General features: G+C 54.7%; 6 protein-coding genes. 3 read left to right on the plus strand and 3 right to left on the minus strand.

Annotated elements, in window-relative coordinates:
* Positions 1-91 precede the first annotated feature (91 nt).
* Complete coding sequence (locus AB6729_RS01810; RefSeq protein ID WP_371079848.1) at positions 92-3,637, plus strand: carboxypeptidase regulatory-like domain-containing protein; 3,546 nt, start codon at positions 92-94, stop codon at positions 3,635-3,637.
* 75 nt (positions 3,638-3,712) lie between these two features.
* Here AB6729_RS01810 and glmS read toward each other — a convergent pair whose 3' ends face one another.
* Positions 3,713-5,596 (minus strand): glutamine--fructose-6-phosphate transaminase (isomerizing), encoded by a 1,884-nt coding sequence (gene glmS, locus AB6729_RS01815; RefSeq protein WP_371081176.1) that lies wholly within the window; start codon positions 5,594-5,596, stop codon positions 3,713-3,715.
* Between the two features lie 39 nt (positions 5,597-5,635).
* Entirely contained in the window at positions 5,636-6,619 is a 984-nt protein-coding gene (locus tag AB6729_RS01820; RefSeq protein WP_371079849.1) for an NAD-dependent epimerase/dehydratase family protein, read from the minus strand.
* Positions 6,620-6,978: 359 nt separating this feature from the next.
* Here AB6729_RS01820 and AB6729_RS01825 point away from each other — a divergent pair, with 359 nt between their 5' ends.
* On the plus strand, positions 6,979-8,127 hold the full coding sequence (locus AB6729_RS01825) for a DegT/DnrJ/EryC1/StrS family aminotransferase (protein ID WP_371079850.1): 1,149 nt from the start codon (positions 6,979-6,981) through the stop codon (positions 8,125-8,127).
* Positions 8,128-8,136: 9 nt separating this feature from the next.
* On the plus strand, positions 8,137-9,477 hold the full coding sequence (locus tag AB6729_RS01830) for a sugar transferase (protein ID WP_371079851.1): 1,341 nt from the start codon (positions 8,137-8,139) through the stop codon (positions 9,475-9,477).
* Between the two features lie 48 nt (positions 9,478-9,525).
* Here AB6729_RS01830 and AB6729_RS01835 read toward each other — a convergent pair whose 3' ends face one another.
* The gene (locus tag AB6729_RS01835; RefSeq protein WP_371079852.1) at positions 9,526-12,981 is read right to left on the minus strand and encodes a beta strand repeat-containing protein; all 3,456 of its coding nucleotides are present in this window, start codon (positions 12,979-12,981) and stop codon (positions 9,526-9,528) included.
* Positions 12,982-13,309 lie beyond the last annotated feature (328 nt).

Here is a 13,309-nt window from a genome sequence, read left to right on the forward strand (position 1 = left end):
ATATTCCGTGGTCCAACCATCATGCCTGTAAACGGTTCCGAATTCGGAATCCTTTCCATGATGGGAAGCGCTTCCCAGGAGAAGAACCCTTATGACGAATTGGTCACGTATCCCTATTACTGCATGTGTTCTGTCGGTGGCGTGCACGCTGTCTGCTTCTGCCCAGCTCAGCACCGCGACGCTTTCCGGTACGGTGGTGGATGCAGATGGTGCCGTTGTACCCAATGCCTCGATCACGCTGACGAATACGCAGACGAATTTCACCCGCACCTTCCAGACCAAGGCTGATGGCAGCTATCGTCAGGAATTTCTTCCGGTGGGTTCGTACAAGATCGTCGTCAATGCTCCGGGATTTAAGACGCTGGAGCAGAGCGGTCTGACGCTGAGCGTGCTGGAGTCCGCCGAACTCAAGTTAACGGTCACGGCTGGTGGTGGCGCAGAGACGGTGGAAGTGACAGCAGATACGCCGCTGGTAAATCTGGCGAACTCTACTCTGGGCAATACGGTGGAGAATCGCGAGATTGATAACCTGCCACTAATCAATCGCGATGTGACACGGCTGCTGCAACTGGTGCCGGGCGTGCAGAACGTGCAGACGGTGAACAGCCTGGGCTTTCAGGAACTGCACGTCATCGTGAACGGCGCGCCGGACAGCATTGTTGGCCAAACGTCGTACTACCTGGACGGCACATTGAATATGACGGGCCTGCGCAACACGGGTAACCAGGTGCCGAACCCGGATGCGATCAATCAATTCAATGTGGTGACGAATAACTACAGCGCGCAACTTGGACGCTACTCGTCTGCCGTGGTCAGCATTGTGACCAAGAGCGGTACGAATAAGTTCCACGGTTCTGTGTTTGAGTTTTATCGTTCTCGTAACTTCAATGCGAACGCGCATAACTCCAATGTGAAGAATGCTTATAACCAGCATCGTTTTGGAGCAACGATTGGTGGCCCGATCCGGCGGGATAAGGATTTCTTCTTTGCGAGTTTTGGTGGATTCCGCTTTATTCAAAGCGGAACTTACAGCGGTGCTTTGCCCAGTAACGCCCAGATGACCGGCGACTTCACAGAAAATCTGCCGACTGCTGCTGAACAGGCGAGCTGCACTGCAAACCCGACAGCAGCCGCGAATACCGCGGTTCACTTTTTGGTTTGCCGTCCCACGATCTACTCGCCGACGACTGGCGTACCCGTTTCAACTACAACGTCCACACCGTATGCAGGAAACCGGCTACCCGCCGTGGATCAGACCTCCGTTAACGTACTTAAGTTTTTGAAGGCGAATCTTCCAGCGCAGCTACCCGCACAGTTTGGCGATACACGTTACACGTACCGCACGCGTTCTCCTTTGCCAGAACAGAACGAAGAATACCTGGGCAAGACGGATCATCAGCTTACGCAGGCGCATCGCTTGACGCTGTCGTACTTCCTGCTGAACTATCGCGTGCGTGTGGTCCCGAGCACCTTTGCGCAGATATGGTCCTATTCGAATTACGCGAATAAGCAGCAGAATGCCAGCATCAGCGATACATGGACGGTGAGCAATCGTTCCGTGAACCAGTTCTGGGTGACGTATACCCGTCAATATGGCGGACGTAACGCAGTTCCCGCATCGACACTTGCGGACTTTGGTTCTGATCTTGGCGTGGTGGGAACACCGTCCCGCCCGAACATCTCAGTGGGTGGTGTAGAGGCGTTTACGCTGGGCCAGTCCATTACAGGACCCAAGGCTGGTGCGAATGTATATGGCATCCGTGATGTGTTCAGCACCACGCGTGGAAAGCACTCGCTTTATCTGGGTGGTGAAGTTGGCCTGGAGAAAGATTTTCAGCAGACGTTGCTGAACAACTATGGCACCTTTACGTTCAGCACAGCTATTGGCCAGCGTACGGGTAATGCCACGTCCGACTTCATGGCTGGTATTCCTGCCAGCATGGGCCAGGACACTCCGCTGTATGCGAATGCAAGCTGGTATAGCTATGGCTTGTTTGCGCAGGATGACTGGAAGATTCTGCCGAACCTAACGCTGAACCTTGGCGTTCGGTATGACTTCCAGCAGGCGCCGACTGACCCGCAACGGATGCAGACGAACTTCACACCGGGTGTGCAATCACATGCGTTCAATGCGAGCGTCCTTGGTAAGCCAGGAGTGAACCTTGCTCCGATTGGCATGTTGTTCCCGGGCGATCCGGGAGTGCCGAAGGGCGGTGTATTCTCGCCGATGAACCATGTGTCGCCGCGCGTTGGATTTGCGTACGATCCGATGGGTAACGGTAAGACGGTGTTTCATGGAGCGGCAGGTCTGTTCTTTGGTGGCATCTCCGGCAACATGTGGGAGTATCCGTCAAACTATGCTCCGTATGCTGTGCGCAGCACCTATGCGAAGGTGAACTCACTGACGCATCCGTATCAGAACGATGCATCGGAATTCCCGACGGGCACTAACCCCTATCCGGGCCTGGTGTTTAACTATGCGACTAAGACAGCGACCTTCTTACCGTTGAACCAGGTCGTCGCATTTGATCCAAACTTCCGCTGGCCATATGCCATGCAGGTGAACTTTGGTGTACAGCACCAGCTGCTACGCAATACCGCTGTGTCCATCAATTTTGTGGGTTCATATAACCGCAAGTCGCCTTTGTATAACGATATCAATGGGCCGATGTTCAACATCAATCCGAACACGGGGCTCGCAGGTCCGAGCTGCTTCCTCCCTAACACCACGACGCCGGACACCACCCGTCCCTGCGGCTACGCGAATACCTCAAATACGGTGAATAATCGCCGTCCACTAAACGATCCAAAGTACAGCGCCGACATATCTGCTGCGAACCCGATCTACAGCAATGTGTGGATCATCCGTTCGAACCAGAACTCCAATTACAACGGTTTGCAGGTGTCCGTTGAGCAACGCATTGTGAAGCACATCAGTGCTCGTGGTTACTACTCATGGAGCAAGACACTGCAATCCAACTTCCTGGACAGCACAGGTAGTACAAATGGCGTCTTCCTGGATGCGAACTATCCGCAGTTGGAATATCGTCAGCGTTCCGACCAGGATCGTCGCCACATGATGACTGCGTCGTTCGTGTGGGAGCCGGATTATTTCAGCAGCTATAACTTCTTCGTCCGCAATGCCCTTAATGGATGGAAGATTACGGCGATCTGGACAGCGAATAGCGGTCAGCCATTTACTGTGACCACGGGCACGGACAACTATAACTCCGGCAATGGAAATAACCGTCCCAGCGTGATACCGGGCAAGATGCAGCGCGTATTGCCGAACAATGGATCGCGTGTTGCTGCGATGAACCAGTGGTTTGATACGAGTGCGTATTGCATCACCGGTACCAGTGGCTGCCCGGGCGTTGGACCGTTGAACCTGCTGGGTAACACGCGTCCTTACACGCTGGATGCACCGGGGTATCGGAACGTGGATGCATCGCTGTTCCGCGACTTTGCCATCTATCACGAGCTGCGCTTCCAGCTTCGTGGTGAGTTCCGCAACGTGTTTAACCTGACCAACCTTGGCACTCCAACCGCTGCCATGAATAATGCGAACTTTGGCAAAGTTATCGGCAGCGGTGGTGATAACCGCATTATCCAGGTGGGTGGTCGAATACTGTTCTAAACCGCGTGCTTCTACTTGAAAAAAATGTGGGGAGTGCAGCGCTTTGTGCTCTGCTCTCCCCACGCGCGGTAAAAACTATTCAACCGTAACGCTCTTTGCGAGGTTTCTCGGTTGATCTACGTCGCATCCCCGTTTTACCGCAATGTGATAAGCAAGCAGTTGCAGCGGGATAACTTCAAGCAGTGGTAACAGGACTTCGCGAGCTTGAGGAACATAGATGGTGTGTTCCACCAATTTCGCGATTTCGCTGTCACCTTCCACGGCGATCGCGATCACGCGTCCCCCGCGGGCTGTTACTTCCTGAATGTTGCTGAGTGTCTTGTCGTACTTCAACACGCTGCTGGGATCGTGGATGTCCTTAGTGGCAACGCAGACGATGGGGAGTGTTTCATCAACCAGCGCGTTGGGGCCATGCTTCATCTCGCCTGCCGGATAACCTTCTGCGTGCACATAGCTGATTTCCTTCAGCTTTAGCGCACCTTCCAGGGCGATGGGATAATGAATGCCGCGGCCCAGGAAGAGGAAGTCGCTTGCCTCCGCAAATATGTCTGCAAGGCTTTCGCAGACGGGCTGGCAGGAACGCAGTGTGCTTTCCATAAGTGCAGGCAGCTTCTGCAGATCCTGCGAGAGAGTTTGAATCTCGTCTGCGGTCATGGTTCCGCGACTTTGCGCTGCGTACAAGCTGAATGCAAGAAGTGCCGCGAGTTGCGCGGTGAACGCCTTGGTGCTGGCCACACCGATTTCCGGCCCAGCATTGGTGGTGATGGTGCCGACGGCTTTGCGCGTCAGTGCGGCGCCGACCACGTTGCAAATAGCCACTGTTTGCGCGCCCTTTGTGATCATCTCTGCCTGTGCGGCGAGTGTGTCCGCAGTTTCTCCTGACTGACTGATAAGCAAGCCAATGTCACTGCCGTTTACGAGCGGATCGCGATAACGGAATTCGCTGGCGTAATCCACTTCCACAGGGATGCGAGCCATGCGTTCCAAAAGAAACTTTGCAGCGAGACCTGCATGCCAGCTGGTGCCGCAGGATGCGATGAGGATTCGCTGTGCGGACTGGAATGTTTCAGGGCTTAAGTTGATTTCGGGTAATTCGATAAGACCGGATGCTGTGCAGAGTCTGCCAGCCAGCGTGTCTCGTACGGCTCGCGGCTGCTCGTAGATCTCCTTGAGCATGAAGTGTGCGTAGCCGTTCTTTTCTGCCTGTGCCGGATCCCACGAGATATGTTGCGGTGATCGGGCGATGGTCTTTCCTTCGAAGTTGCTGAAACGGACGCCAGACTTTGTTAGAACAGCAAGGTCGCCGTCCTGAAGGAAGACGATCTCGCGTGTGTAGTGAAGGATGCCGGGAACATCAGAGGCCAGGAAGTATTCGTTATCGCCAAAGCCGACGATGGCGGGCGGCCCGCTTCTGGCGGCGACCAGTTTGCCAGGGTCTTCATGCGAGATCACACCGATGGCGAATGCGCCTGTGAGTTTGAGGACTGCGCGGCGCACGGCCTCTTCCAACGGGATATCTACATCTTCATTGCAGCGCGCGTTCGTGTATTCCTCTTCGATGAGATGAGCGATGATCTCGGTGTCAGTTTCTGTAAGGAAGATGTGACCCTGTGCAGATAATTCGACTTTCAGTGCACGATAATTCTCGATGATTCCGTTATGAACTACGACCAGAGAACCACTGCAGTCACGATGGGGGTGGGCGTTTGTTTCAGATGGCTTGCCATGCGTTGCCCAACGTGTGTGACCGATGCCGTAGTCGCCATGCAGAGGATTGTCTGCCAATAGAGCTTCAAGGTTGCGAAGCTTACCCGAAGCGCGCCGGATGGAGAGTCCGTTCTCCCCTCCACCCAGCGCGATGCCAGCCGAGTCGTAACCGCGATATTCCAGCCGTTTCAGCCCATTCAGGATGACTGGAACAACTGGTTTCGTACCGATGTAGCCCACGATTCCGCACATAGCCGGGATGCCTTTCATTCAAGAAAACATGCTGAGGAGTTAGCCCACCATACGATACTGCGTGGACTTTGTGATGGCCGAAGCTTCCTGCTCCAGGAACCATCCCACTGTTTTTGCCAGACCGTCTTTGAAGCTGTGCAACGGCTCGTAACCAAGTGTCTTTCGCGACAGGGTGAGATCCGCCTCTGAGTGCAACACGTCGCCCAGGCGCGGCGCGGTGTAGAGCGGTGTCTTCTTGAAGGAGAGGTATTGTGCCATGAGTTCGTAGGTCTGATTCAGAGAATGACTTTGACCTGTGCCGACGTTGAAGACACGTCCCGCTACATCATTTGCCGGGGCCGTGCATGCCAGCATGTTGGCCGAGACGACGTTGTCAATATAAGTAAAGTCGCGGCTCTGATATCCGTCGCCGAAGATCAGCGGAGTGTTTCCCCTCAGGATTTCTGAGGCGAACTTTGCGATGACACCCGAGTAAGGTGAGTCAGAACCCTGGCGTGGTCCGAAGACATTGAAGTAACGAAGGCAGACGCCTTCCAGTCCGTAGACGTGCCAGAAGCTCTTCACGTAATACTCGCCCGCCAGTTTCTGTGCGGCATAGGGAGAGAGAGGCGATGGGATCATATCCTCGTTCTTTGGCTGCGAAGACTTGTCGCCGTATGCGGAAGAGGATGCAGCATAGACGACGCGTTTCACGCCGGCATCGCGCGCGGCGATGAGAACACTGAGTGTGCCATCGACATTCGCGACGTGAGTGACCTGAGGCTCGCGGATGGAGCGCGGCACGGAAGCCAGCGCCGCTTGATGAAGAACATAGTCGACACCACGGCAGCATTCGCGCAATCGGAGGGTCTCGTTGATGTCTATCACGCGGAAGTCGATGTCTCGAATGATGTCATCCAGGTTATGGACATCTCCTCCCACCAGGTTGTCGATGCCAATGACTTCGTGACCTTGTTGCAACACGTGGTGGGCAAGAGAGGAACCGATAAAGCCGGCGACTCCCGTAATTAGATAACGTGCCATCCTCATGCACTCCTTATTGCGTGTGTTGACTGGTTCGCACTTACGCAAGTGCATTTGCCATGCCATTGAAGGAACGAGAGGACGTAGGGTGCGTCCGCGTATAAAGGCCGCGTGAATTGCAGGAAAAGGCCTATGCTGCGGATCGCTGAGTGCTTCGCAGTGATTCGCTGATGGTGCCGAGGTACGCGAAAAGTATGCAATTCCTTGCATTGTGTAACCACTCACGGCAGCGTGCGGCAAGTGTCGGATGCCCTTGAATTTCGGGGGAAAACACTTCCGCAGGTGATATCTGCGATCTGGCTTCTGACGTGCAACAGCATAGAGCAAGGTGATCTACACCTGTGAAATGGGGGATAGGAATGGAACCGGTACGGATGCTGAATCTGCAGAGGCAGTACGCTTCGCTGCGCGATGAAATCGGAAAGGCGATGGAGAGTGTGCTGCAGCATCAGCACTTCATTCTTGGTCCAGAGGTTGCGGCGCTGGAAAAGGAAGTTGCCGAGTACTGCAAAACGGACTATGCCGTTGGTGTTGCTTCCGGGACGGATGCGCTTCTGCTTTCACTTAAGGCTGCAGGTGTTGGCCCCGGCGATGAGGTGATTGTTCCGGCATTTACCTTTGTTGCGACTTCAGACACGGTAAGTCTCCTGGGGGCCACACCAGTGTTTGCCGACATTGATCCAGTTACGTACACGATGGATCCGGAACAACTGGAGACGATTGTTACACCGGCGACGAAGGCGGTGATTGCGGTCCATCTGTATGGTCAGGCGGCGGACATTACTGCAATCAATGCATTCGCTCTCAAGTATGGCCTGGCTCTGCTGGGCGACACGGCCCAGGCTTTGGGAGCGCGCTATGAAGGTGATCCGGTCTGCTCGTTTGGTGATTATGGTTGTCTCTCGTTCTTCCCGAGCAAGAACCTTGGAGCTTATGGCGATGGAGGCATGATTGTTACGCGTGATGCTGAGAAGGCCCAGTATCTTCGCATGGCTCGCGCGCACGGCAGTGCTAAAAAATATCGTAGTGAATTTCTTGGGTGGAACAGCCGTCTGGATGAACTGCAGGCCGCGCTACTACGTGTGAAGCTGCCGCATCTGGATACGTGGAATCGTCAGCGAGCGGAGCGTGCAGTACGTTATAGCGAAGGTCTTGCGGACGTGGATGAGATTGTTCTACCGCAGGCTGCCGAGGGCAGGACGCATGTCTTTCACCAGTACACGATCCGCGTTCCGCAGCGCGATGCGGTGCAGCAATTGCTGAAGGAGCAGGGGATTGAATCGGCCGTTCACTATCCGATTCCACTGCACAGGCAGCCGATGTACGCGTCGCTTGGCTATGAAGAAGGCTCGTTGCCTGAGGCGGAACGTGCCGCGCGCGAAGTTCTTTCGCTGCCGATCTATCCAGAGCTTCGTGATGACGAGATTGAGCGTGTTGTGAATGCTTTGAAGCAGGCGGTTTCCAGTTTGAAGCCGGAGGCTGCTCCGGTGGTTGCGGAACTTGTTTAGGAGTCGATCATGAAGATAAGTGGAAAGGCCCTGCCGCCGAGGGCCGCCCTCCTTCTCAGTTTTGATTTTGTCGTGCTGGTGATCGCTGCGCCGTTGCTCTTTGTTCTACCTCTGGTGGCGGTGGAGCCGAACCGCTCGTCCGGCAGCCTTGCGCTTGGGTTGCTGCGGCTGATGACAGTCGGCCTTTTGTGCCAGATGATTCTGTACTATCACGAGCTCTATAACCTGAACGTGGTTCGCATGGGGCGTGAGACGCTGGTGCAGGTGATGCGCGCCTTCGGCGTTCTCTTCCTGTTGCTTGCGATTGTGTCCTCGTTGATTCCTGTTGCAACGCCGGTGCTTTCGCGCACGATCATGTTTGCGGGTATTGTTGCGGCTGTGACGCTGTTGTCCAGGCGGTTGGCGCTTCCGCGGAAACGTGAGCAAGTACTCATTGTCGGTGCGGGGGACGAAGCCGTTGAGCTACGAGGTGTAATCACTACCAGTCCGGAGTGGAATATGGAAGTGGCTCAAATTACGCTTCCATCTCACCTGCGTTCTGTATTGGATATGACAAAGAACGATGCTGAGCATTTCGACCGGGTGATTGTGGCGAATGCGCAGGCGCAATCTGACGACAACTTATCGCTACTCCTCGATTTGAAGATGGCGGGCCATTTCGTTGAAGATGCGCAAACATTTTTCGAACGAGCAACGGGACGTGTGCGTGTAGACCAGTTGCGTGCACAGGACTGTATCTTCAGCGAGCACTATGTAAATCGTCCGACGAAGCGACTTACGAAACGGTTTCTGGATGTGGCGCTGGCCGGCATGTTGCTGTTACTGGTCTCGCCTGTTATGGCTGTTACGGCGCTGCTGATTCGTTTAAGAAATGATGGGCCAATTTTCTTTCGGCAACAGCGAATCGGACTCTTTGGCCGCCCGTTCAGCATCTTGAAATTTCGCAGTATGGCGCCGGTCAAAACAGGAGAGCGTACCGGTTGGGCCGGTGAGGAAACGAACCGTATTACTACACTGGGACGTTATCTGCGAAAGTATCGTATCGACGAGTTACCTCAGCTCCTGAATGTTCTGAAGGGTGAGATGAGCCTGATCGGTCCCAGGCCAGAGCAGCCGCATCTTTGCTCCATTCTGGAAGAACATATTCCGTTTTATCAGCATCGTCATTCGGTATTGCCGGGACTTACGGGATGGGCGCAGGTGCGCTATCACTATGGCTCGAATATTGAAGAATCGCGTCGCAAGGTGGAGTATGACCTCTTCTATGTAAAGCATCTTTCTATCTGGCTGGACTTCGCTATTGCGCTTGAGACCGTGAAGGTTGTTCTGGTAGGTCGAGGAGCAATCTAAAAAAATGGGGCGACCAATTGGTCGCCCCCGGCAGTGAATTGAAGGTTGTTATTGATACGCACCCAGGGACGGTCGCGAGCCGCGCGGCACTCCAAGGATGTCGAACGGAGACATGATCGACGTTGTGCCGTTGCCACTTGCGGGGGATTGCGATTGCAATGAGAAGATGCTCGTCGAGAGGAACAGCGGATCTGAGGTGAGGGGAGCGGAATCCCATGTGGGGGCAGCGCCCGCACCGAACCACAGATTATTGCTGCCGCTGACATTGGTCGATCCTTTCTCAATGTATGGCTGTGTCGGTAACGGTTGATAGCAGATGTTATTGGTCAGGTGGATGCCTGCGCCGCTGGTGACAACGCCGAAGCATCCATTTTGATTGCCGATGAGATACGCTCCTGCATCGACGACGGTGTTGTTATAGACCTCCACGTTGCCACTGCTGGAACCCGCGGGATCGGAATTGATGGCGATGCCTGCTTCATTGGCAACACCATATGGATTTGTTGCGAGCGCGGCATGCGCTACGACGTTGTTGTAGATTTCGACGGTTCCCTTGGAAGGATCGACTGAGGCCAAACCAATGCCATCGCAGTATGAGTTGGTGACGATGTTGTCATGGATGTGAAGGTCAAATTGGTTGCTACCCAGTGTTGCGTGGAACATGATACCGCGGCAGTAACCCTTGAAGTTCTGACCCACGTTGTTCCAACCCACATCTGCGTGGTTTACGTTGCTGGAGAAATAGACGGCGTGGTAGGTCTTGTCAACGTTGCCGCCCGTGTCATGAACATTGTTGCCCTGGAATACCCATGTCTCGGTGGGATCTGTTGTTTCGCCTAGAACACACGCTGTACCGCCCAAGCCCGATGGTGGAGCGGGGCAGGAAAAGCTGTTGTTGATAATGCGAGTGTTGCCAGCCTCTGCATCGATCGCCGAACTTTGGCCAACGATATTGAGGTTTGCGATGGTGATGAACTTACCCCATCCATGCACACCATTGGTAATAGACGAGCTGCCAACATTCACTGTGCCGCCGGGGTAACCCACGATGGAAAGCTGGTTGGTGGTGGATGTTCCGCCGATGTCCGTGGAAATGGCTGCCTTGTATCCGCGACCATCGTCGAAGGTGACGTCTGTTCCGGGCTCGAGGTAGATCACCGTATTTTGCGAAGGCGATTTGGAGTCGTTGGAGGTTACGGAGTTGAACGCGGCACGCCATGTTTTGAATGGCGATGTAAACGAGCCACTGTTGGAGTCTGAGCCGTTGGGAGAGACGAAGACAATTGTCGTCGGCGTTACTGTGAACGGTACTCCGTTCGATTGCAGACCGTTGACGGTAGCGACGATTTGTCCGGTGGTTGCAGATGAGCCGAGTTGCGCAATGATCTGCGTGTCGCTCCACGAGCACAGTGTGCAACTGGTGACGAGAGGAGCGCCGAGGGTGACGGAGCTGGAGCCCTGGCTGGAACCGAAATGGCTGCCAAAGATCCGGACGTAGACGCCGTTTCCGTTATCACCACCTGTGCCGCTGCCCACATTCAGATCGGTGTAGTTAATGTGTGGAGCTCCCGCTGGGGTGGTTGAGGAGGCCGAATTCACAACCACGGTAACGTTTGCGGTAGTGACATTCGCGGGGGAACTGGAATCAGTCGCCTTGATGGAAAGAGTGGATGACCCTGCGGTTGTTGGCGTGCCGGTAAGTGTGCAGTTGTTCAGAGTTAGTCCGGCAGGCAACGTTCCGCTGGCGAGCGCGCAGGTGTAAGGTGCGGTGCCGCCACTTACACCGATCGTACCGGTGTACGCGATTCCAACCGTTGCTGCTGCAGGAGAGGATAGGGTTAACGTGGTTGCCGCAGTATTGACTGTGACGACAACGTTTGCTGTCGTGGAAGCGATTGTTGAACCGGAATCAGTCGCCTTGATGGAAAGGGCGGATGATCCTGCGGTTGTTGGCGTGCCGGTAAGTGTGCAGTTGTTCAACTTCAATCCGGCAGGCAATGTTCCGCTGGCGAGGGAGCATGTGTAAGGGGCAGTACCACCACTTACTCCAATGTTTCCGCTGTATGTCTTACCGACAGTTGCGACCGGTGGTGCTGTGAGGCTGAGTTGGGATGCCGTGGCGTTCACCGCGAGTGAAACCGTTGCCGATCCGCTGTTCACAGGGTTACTGGAATCCGTTGCCTTGATACCAAGTGCGAAGGTACCAGATGCAGTGGGCGTCCCCGTTAGAGCGCAGTTGTTGCGAGCGATGCCAGCAGGCAGTGTTCCGCTGGTGATCGAGCAGGTGTAGGGTCCGGTGCCTCCGCTGACCGCGATTGCGCTGCTGTAAATTGTGCCGACAGTGGCTGCTGACGGAGCGCCGATGGCGAGCTTTGCCGGGGTCGCAGTTGTTCCGATGATGATGGTGATGTTTGCTGTGGACGAGTTTGCAGAAGAACTGGAATCCGTTGCCTTAACAGTGAGGGAATAGCTGCCTGCGGTAGTAGGTGTTCCTGTGAGGCTGCATCCACTCAACGAAAGTCCTGCGGGGAGGCTTCCGCTGGTAACAGAGCAAACATATGGAGCCGCGCCGCCTGACACACCAATGATTCCTGTGTATGCCGTACCCACAGTACCTGCAGCTGGCGCGGTGATCGAAAGCGTCGTCGGTGTCGGTGAGGTGTTGTTGGTAAGGATGCTGAGCATTAGCGATGCAGAAGTGCTTGCACCGTTGCTGTCTGCCACCTGCACTGCAAAGCTGGCGGTGCCAGGACTGGTTGGGGTGCCACTAAGTACTCCATTCCGGCTAAGCGCGAGTCCAGTCGGCAAGGATCCCGAAGTAATGCTCCACGTATATGGAGTCGTCCCTCCGCCAGCTTGTACCTGCGCACTATATGCGGTGTTTACGGTGCCCGCGGGCAAGGATGAAGTCGTGATCGTGACCGAAGAGTTGCTTGCACGATGCCGCACGCGCAACGTGCGATGGAGCGCCGTGGCTGTCGCGGCCGCGCTGGCATCGGTTGCCTGGAATGTTACGGGGTAGTCACCATCAACCTTTGGTGTTCCAGAGACCATACCGCTGGAGGCATTGAATTGCAAACCAGTGGGCAGGGAGCCGGAAGCAAGCGATAAACGTGCGGGGTTCGAGCCGCCATTTGTTGATACGGTTGCCGTGTATGGAGTGTCGACGGACGCATCGTTGAGCGTCGCTGTCAGTGTAAGTTCGGGATTGACGGTGACCTCAAACTTGCCGATGGTATCTTCCGTTGCAGCTATGACATGTATCTGTGATGCAACCGTGGGAGGAGCTGTATATAGTACGGAATCATTGCTGGGGACGACTGTTCCGCAACTGGTGCTGCTACATCCTGTCCCGGTCAGAACCCATTTGGCCGAAGCTGGAACAGCCTGTGGAACCTGAACCGTCTGTCCGGCGTTCATGGTAACCGCGGTGCCCGAAGTGGCAGCGATTACGTGATAGCCCGATCCGCAACCATTCACCAGCCCAAGTGAACAAAAAGTCATGGCCAGAAGTACAGCTTTTATTGCCGGCCGGGCAAAAAGTGTTTGTAGGAAATGGTGTGGGGTACTGCGAAGGTGCATTTGCTGACTCCATTTTTGGAAAACAAGAAAGACTTAGGCTTCGCAGGGGGGGCGAAACCGGAGGATATCGGTTCAGTCTGAATATCGTGTGCAAGTAATTGCAATTTCGGAGCCTTTCGCACTGAAAGGCGTAAGTCATTGATTTTGCATACAACGCTTTAGAAATAAGGAACTTATTTCCTCTCCTGCAGCAGTTTTTTCCATGCCACATGGAGTTTTAAGTTGGAGAGGTACGTGCACTGGAACTGAA

Origin of the sequence: Terriglobus sp. RCC_193, assembly GCF_041355105.1 — a bacterium.
Classification (GTDB): domain Bacteria; phylum Acidobacteriota; class Terriglobia; order Terriglobales; family Acidobacteriaceae; genus Terriglobus.

Coding starts and splice junctions, on each gene's coding strand:
- AB6729_RS01810 (WP_371079848.1), top strand. CDS start 92: ATGACGAATTGGTCACGTATCCCTATTACTGCATGTGTTCTGTCGGTG.
- glmS (WP_371081176.1), bottom strand. CDS start 5,596: ATGTGCGGAATCGTGGGCTACATCGGTACGAAACCAGTTGTTCCAGTC.
- AB6729_RS01820 (WP_371079849.1), bottom strand. CDS start 6,619: ATGGCACGTTATCTAATTACGGGAGTCGCCGGCTTTATCGGTTCCTCT.
- AB6729_RS01825 (WP_371079850.1), top strand. CDS start 6,979: ATGGAACCGGTACGGATGCTGAATCTGCAGAGGCAGTACGCTTCGCTG.
- AB6729_RS01830 (WP_371079851.1), top strand. CDS start 8,137: ATGAAGATAAGTGGAAAGGCCCTGCCGCCGAGGGCCGCCCTCCTTCTC.
- AB6729_RS01835 (WP_371079852.1), bottom strand. CDS start 12,981: ATGACTTTTTGTTCACTTGGGCTGGTGAATGGTTGCGGATCGGGCTAT.